This window comes from Pantoea septica, from assembly GCF_002095575.1.
Lineage (GTDB): Bacteria > Pseudomonadota > Gammaproteobacteria > Enterobacterales > Enterobacteriaceae > Pantoea > Pantoea septica.
Genome location: NZ_MLJJ01000042.1, coordinates 1 through 14,688 on the forward strand (window position 1 = coordinate 1; position 14,688 = coordinate 14,688).

The window sequence follows — 14,688 nt, forward strand, 5'->3', positions numbered from 1 at the left end:
CAACTGTCGCGCCCAGCAGCGTCCAGCGCGCCAGCGCGCAAAGGCCGGAGAGCAGCAGCAGATCGCGCGCGCGCCAGCGGCGAAACAGGCGATTGCTCAGGGCGAAAACCGCAATCTCCGCGACCACGCCGAGCGACCACAGATAACCCACCACCGAAGCGGAATAGCCGCTTTGCTGCCACCAGATAGCGCTAAAGCCGTAATAGGCGGCGTGCGCGCCCTGCATCAGCGTGACGCACAGCATAAAGCGCCACACGCTGTTCTCGCGCAGCAGATCGCGCCACGCCTGCCAGCCGCCGCTTGCCGCGCTGTGCCGCTCCTCGCCGTGCGGTCGGGTATGCGGCGGCAACAGCATGCCGCCCAGCATCGCCAGAACGCCAACGGAAAGTAGCGCCAGAATCGCCTGCGATGACCAGTGGTTCACCAGCAGCCCGGTCAGCGCGGAGCTAATCACGAAGGCCAGCGATCCCCATAGCCGCACCGGCCCGTACTTTAGTCCGATCTGCTGCGTCCAGGTAGCGGCCAGCGCATCGCTGAGCGGCACCAGCGGCGAGAAAAAGAGGTTAAAGCCCACCATCACGAAGAGCAGCCACAGCCACTGCTGCCCTATCCAGTAGCCGGCAGCGAACAGGCAGGTCATCAGCGCCAGCAGCCGCAGCGCGGTAATCAGCTGCGCCGGGTGTTTAACCTGTGAAGCGATCAGCAAGCTGCCCATGAAGCGCGCCACCATGCCGCAGCCCAACAGCAGGCCGATCTTTTCGGCGTCGAGGCCGGTATCTTTAAGCCAGACGCCCCAGAAAGGCAGATAGATGCCGTAGCAAAAAAAGTAAGTGAAATAGCCAAGACCGAGCCATTTCGCCGAGCCGATGGTCATTCTGCCTCCCGCAGCAAAGCGTCCATGATAAGTAAGTGCGCGCGATTTTAGCCTAAAAACGGCAATAAAAAAGGATGGCCGTAGCCATCCTCAATTACGATCGCGCAGGCGTTCGCTTACGCGTAAACCGGCAGACGCGAGCAGATTTCCAGCACTTTCTGTTTGGTGCGTTCGATAGTCGCTTCGTCGTTGACGTTGTCCAGCACGTCGGCGATCCAGCCGGCCAGCTCGCGGACTTCCGCTTCTTTAAAGCCGCGACGGGTTACGGCAGGCGTACCGATACGCACGCCGGAGGTGACGAACGGGCTTTTCGGATCGTTCGGCACGCTGTTTTTGTTAACGGTGATGTTGGCGCGTCCCAGGGCGGCGTCCGCCTCTTTGCCGGTCATGTTTTTGCTCACCAGATCGATCAGGAACAGATGGTTATGGGTGCCGCCGGACACGATGTCGTAGCCGCGCGCAATCAGCACTTCCACCATCGCTTTGGCGTTTTTCGCGACCTGCTGCTGGTAGGCTTTGAACTCCGGCTCCATCGCCTCCTTAAACGCCACCGCTTTACCGGCGATAACGTGCATCAGCGGACCGCCCTGCCCGCCCGGGAAGACGGCAGAGTTAAGTTTCTTGTAGAGATCTTCGTCGCCGCCTTTCGCCAGGATCAGGCCGCCGCGCGGGCCCGCCAGGGTTTTATGGGTGGTCGAGGTGACGATATGCGCATGCGGCACCGGGTTCGGATAGACGTCAGCGGCGACCAGGCCAGCCACGTGCGCCATATCGACGAACAGGTAAGCGCCGACGCTGTCAGCGATTTCGCGCATTTTTGCCCAGTCGCAGACGCCGGAATAGGCGGAAAAGCCGCCGACGATCATTTTCGGCTGATGGGTTTTCGCCAGTTCCGCCAGCTCGTTGTAGTCAATCTTGCCGCTCTCATCGATGCCGTAAGGCACCACATTGTAGAGTTTGCCGGAAAGGTTGACCGGCGAACCGTGAGTCAGGTGGCCGCCGTGCGCCAGGTTCATGCCCAGAATGGTGTCGCCCGGCTGCAGCAGCGCGGTATAGACGGCGAAGTTAGCCTGAGAGCCGGAATGCGGCTGCACGTTGGCGAAGTCGGCGCCGAACAGCGCTTTGGCGCGATCGATTGCCAGTTGCTCAACGATGTCGACATATTCACAACCGCCGTAGTAGCGTTTTCCCGGATACCCTTCCGCGTATTTATTGGTGAGCTGCGAACCTTGCGCCTGCATTACACGTGGGCTGGTGTAGTTTTCAGAAGCAATCAGTTCAATGTGCTCTTCCTGACGCACTTTCTCTTGCTCCATCGCCTGCCACAACTCGGCATCATAATCGGCAATGTTCATTTCACGCTTTAACATCCGCATCTCCTGACTCAGCTAACTTTTAACGGCGGTTTAGGCTCCCTTAAGGAGCAAAGGCCAACAGTGTAAACCGTTTTGCCAGGTGACGGTAGCGCCAATTCCGCTTTGCACGCAAACGATTGGCTCGACGCTGGCAAAGGTTTTTTACGCTTTTACGTGCGGCATGCTCTTCACGATTTTTCATCAGGTTGTGATAACCCTTTTTCCTGTTTGTACCAAAACTTTGCCAGCGCAATAGCCCCATTTCGCAGCGGCTTATTTACAACCTTAAGGGCGCGGCTATAACATGTATTTAAAATACAACTTTACACAGCCTGAGGTATTCCCATGCTTGACGCACAAACCATCGCCACCGTGAAATCCACTCTTCCCGCAGTCGCAGCAGTAGGACCGAAGCTTACCGCTCACTTCTACGACCGCATGCTATCGCAGCACCCCGAACTCAAAAACGTCTTCAATATGAACAACCAGCGCAATGGTAACCAGCGCGAAGCGCTGTTCAACGCTATTTGCGCCTATGGCGCGAATCTCGATAACCTCGCGGCGCTGCTGCCCGCCGTCGAAAAGATCGCGCAAAAGCACGCCAGCCTGGCGATCAAGCCGGAACAGTATGCGATTGTCGGCGACAACCTGCTGGCCACGATTAAAGAGCTGCTGAATCCAGGCGATGAGGTGCTGGCGGCATGGGGTCGCGCCTACGGCGTGCTGGCCGATGTCTTTATCCAGCGCGAAGAGGCGATTTATCAGGAAACCGAGCAGCAGGAAGGCGGCTGGCGCGGCACGCGCCCCTTCCGCATTGCCGCTATCGACGCGCAAAGTTCCGTTATCAAGAGCTTTACTCTGGCCCCGGTTGACGGCGGCGCGGTAGCAGCGTTTAAACCAGGCCAGTATCTCACCGTGCATCTGCATCCCGCCGAATTCGAGTTTCAGCAGAATCGCCAGTATTCGCTTACCCACGCCAGCAACGGCAAAAGCTACCGCATTGCGGTGAAACGCGACGCGCAGGGCACTGTCTCCGGCTGGCTGCATGAAAAAGCGCAGGTCGGCGATGTGCTGGATCTGACCGCGCCGCACGGCGACGTATTTATGGAGGTAGGCAGAGAGACGCCAGTCGCGCTGATCTCTGCAGGCGTCGGCGTAACGCCGATGCTGGCGATGCTGCATGCGCTGGCCGAACAGCAACATGCCGCGCCGGTGACCTGGCTGCATGCGGCGGAAAACGGCGTGCAGCACGCCTTTGCGGAAGAAGTGGCCGAGACGGGCGCTCGCCTGCGCGACTTTGAGAAACGCGTCTGGTATCGCGTGCCGGAGGCGGCCGACGCCGGCCGTTTCGATGCCGAGGGCGTAATGGATCTGGCTGCCGAATTCGCGCGATTGCAGGATGGGCGCACGCAGTTCTGGCTGTGCGGTCCGGTCGGTTTTATGCAGTTTATCGCCGGTCAACTGCGCGACATGGGTGTAGAGGCGTCACGCATTCACTATGAAGTGTTTGGGCCTCATAAAGGGCTTTGATCCTGCTTCTGGAAGCGATTGCGGACGGCACATAATGCCCGGTAGCAGGTGGTGTGAACCGAAGAGCAAAGCGTCTCACGCCAGAGACAAAAACGGCGAGAGCGTTTTTAAACAACGCAGCGCGTTAGCCCGTTTATGGGCGCACCTCAGGGATGAGGTGCGTAATCGCGCGGGACGAGCTGGCAAGGACGCGCTGTTTTGCGTCTTTGCGATCGGGCGATATCACCTGCGCTGGCACTTAGCTAACAGACCAAGCCCGCATCTTTTCGGCATTAAATCGCCTCTTCGTCCTCTTCGCCGGTACGAATACGCACCACGCGCGACACGTCGAAAACAAAAATCTTACCGTCGCCGATTTTACCGGTCTGCGCGGTTTTCATAATGGTTTCCACGCAGGTGTCGACGATGTCGTCGCCTACGACCATTTCGATTTTCACCTTCGGCAGGAAATCGACCATATATTCCGCGCCGCGATAGAGCTCGGTGTGGCCTTTTTGACGACCGAACCCTTTCACTTCAGAGACCGTCATCCCGGTGATGCCGACTTCGGCTAAGGCTTCGCGCACATCGTCGAGTTTGAATGGTTTGATAATCGCATCAATCTTTTTCATGTCAGACCCTTTTATCACTCCCTCCGTGGCCGGATGGGGTGCTGTAAGTATAGACCCGCAGCCGCAGGCTACAGGCGCGTTGCCCGCAACGCACGCCAGCCGCCGGGGCATTCGTCGACGCTCTCAGGCGCTTCATCGCGCCAGAAAGCTACTCTTTAAAATCGCTGGCGTCCAGTTCATGTCGGGACAGCAGCTTGTAAAACTCGGTGCGATTGCGCCCGGCCAGCCGGGCGGCATTGGTGACATTGCCTTTGGTCATCTGCAGCAGCTTACGCAAATAGTTCAGCTCAAACTGGTTTCGCGCCTCGACGAAGGTCGGCAATACGCTGTTCTCGCCGCTCAGCGCCTGCTCGACCAGCGCATCGCTGATCACCGGCGACGAGGTAAGCGCGACGCACTGCTCGATCACGTTTACCAGTTGGCGAACGTTGCCCGGCCAGTTCGCCGTCATCAGGCGCTTCATCGCATCCACGGAAAAGCTGCGTACAAACGGTTTATGCCGATCCGCCGCCTGACGCAGCAGATGGCCGGCGAGCAGCGGAATATCTTCGGTACGCTCGTGCAGCGCCGGCAGCTTTAGATTGACCACGTTGAGGCGGTAAAAGAGATCCTCGCGGAACTCTTTCTTCTCCATCGCCTTCGGCAAGTCGCGATGAGTTGCGGAGATAATACGCACGTTAATGTCGATATCGTGATTGCTGCCAAGCGGACGGATCTTGCGCTCCTGCAGCACGCGCAGCAGCTTCACCTGCAGCGACGGCGGCATATCGCCGATTTCATCCAGAAACAGCGTGCCCCCCTCCGCCGCCTGAAACAGCCCTTCGCGCGCGCTTACTGCGCCAGTAAACGCGCCGCGGGCGTGACCGAACAGCTCCGACTCCAGCAGCTGCTCCGGCAGCGCGCCACAGTTAATGGCGACAAAAGGTTTGCCCGCGCGCGGGCTGGCGGCGTGGATCGCCTGCGCCAGCACCTCTTTGCCGCTGCCGCTCTGGCCGTTGATTAAGACGCTAACGTCGGACTGCGCCACCATGTGCGCCTGCTCCAGCAGCCTCAGCATAATCGGGCTGCGGGTGACGATCGCTTCGCGCCAGCGGTCGTCGCTGGCCGGCGCGCGCTGCGCCAGCGCATCGTCGATCGCTTTATAGAGCGCGTCGCGGTCTACCGGCTTGGTCAGGAAGCTGAATACGCCCTGCTGCGTAGCGGAGACGGCGTCGGGGATCGAGCCGTGCGCGGTAAGGATAATCACCGGCAGGCTGGGGTTACGCTTCTGGATTTCGCCGAACAGCGCCAGCCCGTCCATCTCATCCATACGCAAATCGCTGATGACGAGATCGATCTGCTCTTTCTGCAGCAGGCGCAGCGCTTCCGGCCCGCTGGCGGCGGTGGTGATCTGGTAACCTTCGCTGCTGAGGCGCATTCCCAGCAGCTTTAACAGGCTGGGATCGTCATCCACCAGCAGCAGACGTGCGGATTGTCTGGCCATTAGGGCTCCTCATGCGGCGAGGTTTCCGGCGCATGGCCGCTTTCGGTGACGTCCGGCGCTTTGCGCGAAGAGAGCTGACGTTCAATATCCGTCAGGCGCTCCAGCTTATGCTGGGTGTCGTTAAGGGTCTGGCGCATCTGCGTCTGCTGCTGACGCAGCGCGTCGAGCTGCGCATCGCTGCTCTGCTGCAAATGCGCGAAGCGCGTGCGCGTTTCGCTGAGATCGAGCTGCGCGACCTGATTGCCGCGCCACAGCTGAATCAGCGGGCGCACCGCGCCTGGAAAGCGGCTGCTGTACGCATCCAGCGCGTCGACGTAATCGCGGCGCTCCAGCGGCGTGACGTTGCCGTTAGCCATCAGGATGCCGTTTTTAAAGGCGCGCGCCCAGCCTTCTACCGGCCAGCGATGCGCTTCGGCGCGCGCCTCTGCGGGCGAAAGGCGCTCGGCGCAGTCGATGGCGCGCAGCCAGTAAAGCGGATTACCCGTTGCCGCCGCGCTTTCGTTGCGCCAGACGCTGGCGCAATCAGTCGCCAGATAATCGGGGAGCCTGACCTGCGGCTCGGCGACGACGGCGTCGCGATGCGCGGACGAAGCGGCCGGGGAGGCGCTGCAGCCGTTGAGCGAAAGGCTCAGCAGCGCGGCGGAAAGTGAGGCGAAGACAATATTCATCTGTCAGTGATTCCCGGCTGTGTGATTCAGTACGATACGAAAACAAACGTCGGCATCTTTGCTGTCGATCAGCAGCAGATCCCCCTGCATGCGGCGCAGACAGTCTTTGGCGATGCTCAGTCCCAGCCCGCTGCCTTTTACCGGCCCTTTGCGCTGCAGACTCCCCTGGAAAAAGGGTTCGAATATCATTTCCCGTTCTTTAGCGGGAATCGGCGTGCCGCTGTTGGCGACCTCTATCCACACCTTGTCGCCGTGCAGCCGGCTGCGCAGCCAGATGCTACCGGATTCGCCGCCATAGTTCACGGCGTTAGAGTATAAGTTGTCGATCACGCGCATCAGCAGCACAGGCTCCGCCAGACAGCTTTTCACCTGAAGATCGCAGTGCACATGCATCAGCTTAGCGCGCGCCGGCAGCGCATGGGCGCTGACTACCATATCCACCAGCTCGCCGATATCCACCGTCTCCAGCGTCGTCGGCCCCTCCACCAGCTTACGGTTGTAGTCAAGCAGCTGTTCAATCAGGCGCTGCAGATGGCGGCTGCTGGCATCCAGGATCGCCACGACCTCTTTCTGGTCGCCGTTCAGCGCGCCCACTACTTCATCCGCCAGCAGCTCCGTTCCCTCGCGCAGGCTGGCGAGCGGCGTCTTCAGCTCGTGGGAAAGATGGCGCAGAAACTCATGGCGCTGCGTCTCCAGCCACGCCAGCCGCTCGCTGAGCCAGACGATGCGCTGTCCCAGAGAGCGCAGCTCACGCGGGCCGCGAAACGCCACGGTCGCGCCCAGCTCGCGCCCTTCCCCGAGCCGGTTGATCATGCGTTCGACGCTTTTCACCGGCCCGATAATCATGCGGGTGAACAGCAGCACCAGCGCCAGGCTGACGATAAACAGGATAAGCGCCTGCCAGCCGAAAAACTGGCCGCGATCGGCGATTTCGCGCTGCAGCTGCAGCCCGCGCGCAAACACCACTTCGCGCGTCTCTTGCACCAGCTGCGCATTAACGGCGGAAAAACGTTCCAGCGCCTGCGAGGCGGCAGCGACCGGGTTGCCGTTATCGCACTCGAGCTGGGCGAGCTGCGGCAGCATCGCGCGCAGCGTCTGAAACGCCGCCAGCGCGGGCAGGCTGGAGGCGTGAGAGTTCAGGATCTGGCTGTAACGCGCGCGCTGGGTTTCATAGAGGCGCGCCAGGGTGGCGTCGCCCAGCACGCAATATTGCCGGTAGCTGCGCTCCAGCTCCAGGGCGGTGCGCGCCATCGCTTCGCTGCGGCGCACGTCGGTGAAGGTGGTGCGGTTGGTGTCGGCGGCCCGATCGCTCAACGCCGACAAACTTTCCCAGGCCTGCCAGGCCAGCACCAGCAGCGGCAGCAGCACCAGCAAAAACGCCATCAGCACCAGCTGGCGCAACGATCGGGGAAATAAACGCCATCTTCTCACGCGGTCGCTTCCTGTAATAAACGCTGTGAGAATGCTAGCGAAGTCCGTCGGTGGAAGATAGAGCGGAAATGAAAACGGCAGGCCTTTCGGCCTGCCGTGAGAGCGACGCCGCAGCATCGCCTGAAAATAAGGTGGAGCCTAACTCAACGTTGCGCCCGATGCTTGATAACGTTGCAGAGCAAACGATTATCGGTTGGTGGACGGCAGGCTCCGTTTGGTGCGTCATTCAGTTTTTATGAGCTCTGCCGCCGTAGCGGGGCAATCATAAACAGGAGAATGAGCCACGCGGTAATATTAGCAAACTTCGTGCCAGAAAATAAATAACATTCTTTTTCAGAGGGTTGCCGGGTTATCTCTCGCTGACTTTCGCCTGATGCGCCGCTGCGCGCGCCCTTCTGTCGCTAAAACCCAACACATCGATACCCTGAATAGTAATCGCTTAATTATCATCAGGATAAATGTCTCCTTTTAGAGACAGCAAAGAGAGGCAATTGTCGCCATTTGCCAACAGACATAAAAAAGGAGACATCGCTGTCTCCTTTTGGCGCGCTGGGCGGGATTAGCCTAGCTGTTTACGCGCGTTACGGAAGATACGCATCCATGGGCTATCTTCGCCCCACTCCGCCGGATGCCAGGAGTTGCTTACCGTACGGAAAACGCGCTCCGGGTGCGGCATCATGATGGTCACGCGGCCGCTTTCGTTGGTCACCGCCGTAATGCCGTTGGGCGAGCCGTTCGGGTTAGCCGGATAGGTTTCGGTCACCTTGCCGTAGTTATCGACAAAGCGCAGCGCTACCAGTCCTTTGGACTCCAGCGCCGCCAGATGCGCACCGTCGCGTACTTCCACAAAGCCTTCGCCGTGAGAGACCGCAATCGGCATATGCGAGCCAGCCATGCCGTCCAGCAGCAGCGACGGGCTGGCGGCCACTTCCACCAGGCTAAAGCGCGCTTCGAAACGTTCTGACTGGTTGCGCACGAAGCGCGGCCAGAGTTCGCTGCCCGGGATCAGCTCGCGCAGGTTAGACATCATCTGACAGCCGTTGCACACGCCCAGCGCCAGCGTCTGCGGACGATGGAAGAAGTTCTCGAACGTATCGCGCACGCGGTTGTTGAACAGAATGGATTTCGCCCAGCCTTCGCCGGCGCCCAGCACGTCGCCGTAGGAGAAACCGCCGCACGCCACCAGCGCCTGGAACTCGTCCAGACCGCGACGTCCCGCCAGCAGATCGCTCATATGCACGTCGACCGCCGTAAAGCCTGCGCGATGGAACGCCGCCGCCATTTCGACATGGGAGTTGACGCCCTGCTCGCGCAGCACCGCAACGCGCGGACGCGCGCCGGTGGCGATCATCGGCGCGGCGACATCCTCTTCCGGATTAAAGGTCAGATGGACGTTGAGCCCAGGATCGTTGTCGTCTTTACGCGCTTCATGCTCCTGATCGGCGCAGATCGGGTTATCGCGCAGGCGCTGCATCTGCCAGCTGGTTTCGCCCCACCAGGTACGCAGCGTGGTGCGGCTTTCGCTGTAGACCGCGCTGTCGCCGGAGCGAATCACAAAGCGGTCACCGCGCTGCGCGCTGCCGATAACATGGCTGCACGCTGCCAGTCCCTGCTCCGCCAGCACCTTTTCCACTGCCGCGCGATCTTCGGCCTTAATCTGAATCACCGCGCCCAGCTCTTCGGTAAAGAGCGCGGCCAGCGGGTCGTTGCCCAGCGCGGCGATATCGACCTCGACGCCGCAGTGGCCGGTAAAGGCCATTTCCGCCAGCGTGACCAGCAGGCCGCCGTCTGAACGATCGTGGTAAGCCAGCAGCTTCTGCTGCGCCACCAGCGCCTGGATCGCGTTAAAGAAGCCCGCCAGCTGCTGCGCGTCGCGCACGTCGGCCGGCTTGTCGCCCAGCTGACGATAGACCTGCGAGAGCGCGGTAGCGCCCAGCGTGTTCGCGCCATTGCCGAGATCGATCAGCAGCAGCAGGTTTTCGCCGTCCGCCTGCAGCTCTGGCGTGACGGTGCGGCGCACATCTTCCACGCGGGCGAAGGCGGTGATCACCAGCGACAGCGGCGAGGTCATTTCGCGCTGCTCGATGCCCTCCTGCCAGCGTGTTTTCATCGACATCGAGTCTTTGCCCACCGGAATCGTAATGCCAAGCGCAGGACAGAGCGCTTCGCCTACCGCTTTGACCGCTTCGTAGAGGCCGGCATCTTCGCCAGGGTGGCCTGCCGCCGCCATCCAGTTAGCGGAGAGCTTCACGCGTTTGAGATCGCCAATCTGCGTCGCCGCCAGGTTGGTCAGCGCTTCGCCCACGGCCAGACGGCCGGAGGCGGCGAAATCGAGCAGCGCAACCGGCGCGCGCTCGCCCAGCGCGAAGGCTTCGCCGTGATAGCTGTCGAGGCTGGCGGTGGTGACCGCGCAGTTCGCCACCGGAATCTGCCACGGACCGACCATCTGGTCGCGCGCCACCATGCCGGTGACGGTACGGTCGCCGATGGTGACGAGGAAGGTTTTCTCCGCCACGGTCGGCAGGTGCAGCACGCGGTTTACCGCGTCGCTAAGGGTAATGCCGTCGCGCAGCAGCGGCTCGCCTTTGGCCTGCTGCGTGACCACGTCGCGCGTCATCTTCGGCGTTTTGCCCAGCAGCACGTCCAGCGGCATATCGATAGGCGTGTTGTCGAAGTGGCTGTCGCTCAGGCTCAGGTGCTGCTCTTCCGTCGCTTCGCCGATCACCGCGTAAGGCGCGCGCTCGCGCTGGCAGAGCGCATCGAACTGCGCCAGCTTCTCCGGCGCCACCGCCAGCACGTAACGCTCCTGCGACTCGTTGCACCACACTTCCAGCGGGCTCATCCCCGGCTCATCGTTCAGAATGTCGCGCAGGTTGAAACGGCCGCCGCGGCCGCCGTCGCTTACCAGCTCCGGCATGGCGTTGGAGAGGCCGCCCGCGCCCACGTCGTGAATAAACAGAATCGGGTTCTCTTCGCCCATCTGCCAGCAGCGGTCGATCACCTCCTGACAGCGGCGCTCCATTTCCGGGTTGTCGCGCTGTACGGAAGCGAAATCGAGATCGGCGTCGGACTGGCCTGACGCCATGGACGAAGCCGCGCCGCCGCCCAGGCCGATATTCATCGCCGGGCCGCCCAGCACGATCAGTTTCGCGCCCAGAGTAATCTCGCCTTTCTGCACGTGATCGGCGCGGATGTTGCCGATGCCGCCCGCCAGCATGATCGGCTTGTGGTAGCCGCGCAGCTCGACGCCGTTATGGCTGTTGACGCGCTCTTCATAGGTGCGGAAATAGCCGTTCAGCGCCGGACGCCCGAATTCGTTATTGAACGCCGCGCCGCCCAGCGGGCCTTCTGTCATGATGTCCAGCGCGCTGACGATGCGGTCCGGCTTGCCGAAATCCTCTTCCCAGGGCTGCTCAAAGCCGGGAATACGCAGGTTCGACACCGAGAATCCGACCAGGCCAGCTTTCGGCTTCGCGCCGCGTCCGGTGGCGCCTTCGTCGCGGATCTCGCCGCCGGAGCCGGTCGCGGCGCCGGGCCACGGCGAGATCGCCGTAGGATGGTTATGGGTTTCTACCTTCATCAGGATATGCGCCGCCTCCTGATGGTACTCATATTCGCCTTTTTGCGCGTCGGCGTAAAAACGTCCCACTTCCGAGCCTTCCATTACCGCCGCATTGTCTTTATAGGCTGACAGCACGTGGTCCGGCGTGGTCTCGAAGGTGTTTTTAATCATTTTAAACAGCGACTTCGGCTGTTTTTCGCCATCGATAATCCAGTCGGCGTTGAAAATTTTATGGCGGCAGTGCTCGGAGTTGGCCTGCGCGAACATATAGAGTTCGATGTCGTTCGGGTTGCGCCCCAGGCGCTGGAAAGCCGACAGCAGATAGTCGATTTCATCGTCCGCCAGCGCCAGCCCCAGCGTGCGGTTCGCCTCTTCCAGCGCCTGACGGCCATTATTCAGCACGTCGACGCTTTTTAGCGGCTGCGGCTCGTGATGCGCGAACAGCGCTTCCGCCTGCGACAGATCGCTGAAAACCGTCTCCATCATGCGATCGTGCAGCAGCGCCTGAAGCGTCTGCCACTGCGCATCGGTAAGCTGCGGCGCCTGCACATAAAAGGCCAGACCGCGCTCCAGGCGGCGCACCTGCGGCAGATCGCAGTTGTGCGCGATATCGGTCGCTTTGGAAGACCAGGGTGAGATGGTGCCGGGACGCGGCGTCACCAGCAGCAGGCGGCCTTGCGGCGCGTGTTCGGCGAGAGAAGGACCGTATTTCAGCAGGCGCTGCAGGCGCGCTTTTTCATCAGCGTTCAGCGGTGCGCTGACATCGGCAAAATGGACGTACTCGGCGTAAATGTCACTCACCGGCAGGTGAGCGTCCTGAAAGCGGGTCAGCAGTTTGTTTACACGAAATGCCGACAGGGCGGGCGAACCACGCAGAATTTCCATCATTTAATCTCTCGTCAGAGCGCCGTGCGACGCTTCAAAGGGCACAACAGCAGAAAACGGGCGGTATTATAGAGAAACACCCCGCTCGACGAAACCGTTTGCGCATAATTTCTCTGCCTGCGGAATTGCCTGAATTTTGCGCAAAACCTGCTTTATAAGTTGCTCTACGCTGCCGAGTTGCGCAAAATGCCCCTCGCTCTGAGAGTTCAAAAAAGATCAATACTGCCTTTAAAAGACAGAGGCCTTAGAGCCAGCGAGAGACAACTATTTGAAACGCCTAAAATTAAACTATCTGCTGATCGGTCTCGTCACCCTGCTGCTGGCGATGGCGTTATGGCCATCGATCCCGTGGTACGGCAACGGACAGGATGCGATTTCGCAGATAAAATCACGGGGAGTGCTGCGTATCAGTACCATCAATTCCCCGCTGACTTACTACACCATCAATAAAGCCCCGGCCGGCATGGATTACGAGCTGGCGAAGCGCTTTGCCGACTATCTGGGCGTCAAGCTCAAGGTCACCGTGCGCCCAAACCTCAGCGATCTGTTTGACGATCTCGACGACGGCAAGGCGGATCTGCTGGCGGCGGGCCTGATTTATAACGATGAAAGGCTGGCGCGCTATAAAACCGGGCCGAGCTACTACTCCGTGTCCCAGCAGCTGGTCTATCGCGTCGATAAGCCGCGCCCGAAGAATCTCGGCGATCTTAAAGGCGAGCTCAGGGTCGCCTCCGGCTCCGCCTACCTGTCGTCGCTGAAAACGGCGCGCGATAAGCAGTATCCCGATCTCAACTGGGTCATCTCCACCGACCAGGGGCCGAAAGCGCTGCTGGAGGCGGTCGCCGACGGCAAGCTCGACTACACCATCGGCGATTCCGTCACCATCGCCCTGCTGCAGCGCATCCATCCGCAGCTGGCGGTGGCGTTCGACGTCACGGATGAAGAGCCGGTCACCTGGTATGTGCCGCACAGCGACGACAGCAGCCTGAACGCCGCAATGCTCGACTTTTTTAACTCGATGGGTGAAGAAGGCGTGATGGCGCGCCTGGAGGAGAAGTATCTCGGCCACGTCGGCACCTTCGACTATGTCGATACCCGCACCTTCCTGCGCGCCATCGACGTGACGCTGCCGGAGATTAAACCGCTGTTTGAGAAGTATGCGGCCAGTATCGACTGGCGGCTGCTGGCGGCGATCTCCTATCAGGAGTCGCACTGGAATCCGCTGGCGACCTCCCCGACCGGCGTGCGCGGCATGATGATGCTGACGCGCAACACCGCCGACAGCCTGAACGTCGAGGATCGTACCGACACCGAGCAGAGCATTCGCGGCGGCAGCCTCTATCTACAGCGCATGATGGAAAAGGTACCCGCTACCATTCCCGAAGATGAGCGCATCTGGTTCGCGCTGGCGGCCTACAATATGGGCTACGCCCATATGCTGGATGCGCGCAAGCTCACGGCGAAACAGGGCGGCAACCCCGACAGCTGGGCCGACGTCAAGCTGCGGCTGCCGATGCTGAGCCAGAAGCGCTACTATGCACAGACCACCTACGGCTATGCGCGCGGTCACGAAGCCTATAACTACGTCGAGAACATCCGTAAGTATCAGCTGAGCCTGGTGGGATATTTGCAGGAGCAGGAGAAGCGCCTGGCCCAGCAAGCGGCGCAAGAGGCGGAGCTGGGCCGCGGCTATCCGGCGGTGGCGCCGGAAATCGCCATGAATTAGGCAATGAGTGAAGCGCGGCGTCGACGCCGCGTTAGTCCGTTCCGCGCTGCGCCTGACGCAGCGCTTTTTTTTGCTCGCGCCGCATGCGGAAAAAGTCGCTCAGCATCGCCGCGCACTCCTCCGCCAGCACGCCGCTCTGCAGCACAACCTGATGATTCATGCCGGGATGGCCGAGCACGTCCATCAGCGAACCCGCCGCACCGGTTTTCTCATCGCTGGCGCCGTAGACCAGCCGCGCAATACGGCTATGCACCATTGCGCCGGCGCACATTACGCAGGGCTCCAGCGTCACGTAGAGCGTGGTATCCAGCAGCCGATAGTTCTCCAGCACCTTCCCACCCTGACGCAGCGCCATCATTTCGGCGTGCGCGGTCGGGTCATGCTGGCCGATGGGCCGGTTCCACCCTTCGCCGATAACGCGATCGCCCTGCACCAGCACCGCGCCGACCGGCACTTCGCCCTGTTCCCATGCGATGCGCGCCAGCCGCAGCGCATGGCGCATCCAGTATTCGTCTTGAGATTGATTCACGCAGGCTCACTCCCGGCAGCAGCAAAGCGGCGCA

10 protein-coding genes are annotated in these 14,688 nt (G+C 60.8%); 2 read left to right on the forward strand and 8 right to left on the reverse strand.

What is annotated here, in order from left to right; all coding sequences use genetic code 11:
- Together HA46_RS17920 and glyA are read right to left on the reverse strand one after the other, a co-directional pair.
- Positions 1-874, reverse strand: an 874-nt coding sequence (locus HA46_RS17920; protein ID WP_143807669.1) for a 3-phenylpropionate MFS transporter, incomplete at its 3' end; no start/stop codon positions are given.
- Between the two features lie 116 nt (positions 875-990).
- Positions 991-2,244, reverse strand: coding sequence for a serine hydroxymethyltransferase (glyA, locus tag HA46_RS17925; protein WP_033791849.1), 1,254 nt, complete (start codon positions 2,242-2,244; stop codon positions 991-993).
- Between the two features lie 330 nt (positions 2,245-2,574).
- On the opposite strand from glyA, the gene hmpA reads away from it, so the two are divergent.
- Positions 2,575-3,759 carry an NO-inducible flavohemoprotein gene (hmpA, locus tag HA46_RS17930; protein WP_084885901.1) on the forward strand — a complete coding sequence of 395 codons (1,185 nt, stop codon included), beginning with the start codon at positions 2,575-2,577 and terminating at the stop codon, positions 3,757-3,759.
- A 272-nt stretch (positions 3,760-4,031) separates the two neighbouring features.
- On the opposite strand, the gene glnB is transcribed toward hmpA, so the two are convergent.
- The 5 genes from glnB to purL all read right to left on the reverse strand — a co-directional run bounded on the left by glnB (position 4,032) and on the right by purL (position 12,402).
- Positions 4,032-4,370: a nitrogen regulatory protein P-II gene (glnB, locus tag HA46_RS17940; protein WP_033753971.1), complete on the reverse strand. Its 339-nt coding sequence runs from the start codon at positions 4,368-4,370 to the stop codon at positions 4,032-4,034.
- A gap of 148 nt (positions 4,371-4,518) precedes the next feature.
- Positions 4,519-5,853: a two-component system response regulator GlrR gene (gene glrR / locus HA46_RS17945; RefSeq protein ID WP_033791854.1), complete on the reverse strand. Its 1,335-nt coding sequence runs from the start codon at positions 5,851-5,853 to the stop codon at positions 4,519-4,521.
- The gene (gene qseG / locus HA46_RS17950) at positions 5,853-6,521 is read right to left on the reverse strand and encodes a two-component system QseEF-associated lipoprotein QseG (RefSeq protein ID WP_084885905.1); all 669 of its coding nucleotides are present in this window, start codon (positions 6,519-6,521) and stop codon (positions 5,853-5,855) included. The genes glrR and qseG overlap by 1 nt, the downstream gene beginning before the upstream one ends.
- A gap of 3 nt (positions 6,522-6,524) precedes the next feature.
- The gene (locus HA46_RS17955; RefSeq protein ID WP_033791857.1) at positions 6,525-7,952 is read right to left on the reverse strand and encodes a sensor histidine kinase; all 1,428 of its coding nucleotides are present in this window, start codon (positions 7,950-7,952) and stop codon (positions 6,525-6,527) included.
- Positions 7,953-8,511: 559 nt separating this feature from the next.
- Complete coding sequence (purL, locus tag HA46_RS17960; protein ID WP_084885907.1) at positions 8,512-12,402, reverse strand: phosphoribosylformylglycinamidine synthase; 3,891 nt, start codon at positions 12,400-12,402, stop codon at positions 8,512-8,514.
- Positions 12,403-12,667: 265 nt separating this feature from the next.
- Here purL and mltF point away from each other — a divergent pair, with 265 nt between their 5' ends.
- Positions 12,668-14,125, forward strand: a complete 1,458-nt coding sequence (mltF, locus tag HA46_RS17965) for a membrane-bound lytic murein transglycosylase MltF (protein ID WP_033791861.1) — start codon at positions 12,668-12,670, stop codon at positions 14,123-14,125.
- 31 nt (positions 14,126-14,156) lie between these two features.
- Here mltF and tadA read toward each other — a convergent pair whose 3' ends face one another.
- Complete coding sequence (gene tadA, locus HA46_RS17970; RefSeq protein WP_084885909.1) at positions 14,157-14,654, reverse strand: tRNA adenosine(34) deaminase TadA; 498 nt, start codon at positions 14,652-14,654, stop codon at positions 14,157-14,159.
- Positions 14,655-14,688 lie beyond the last annotated feature (34 nt).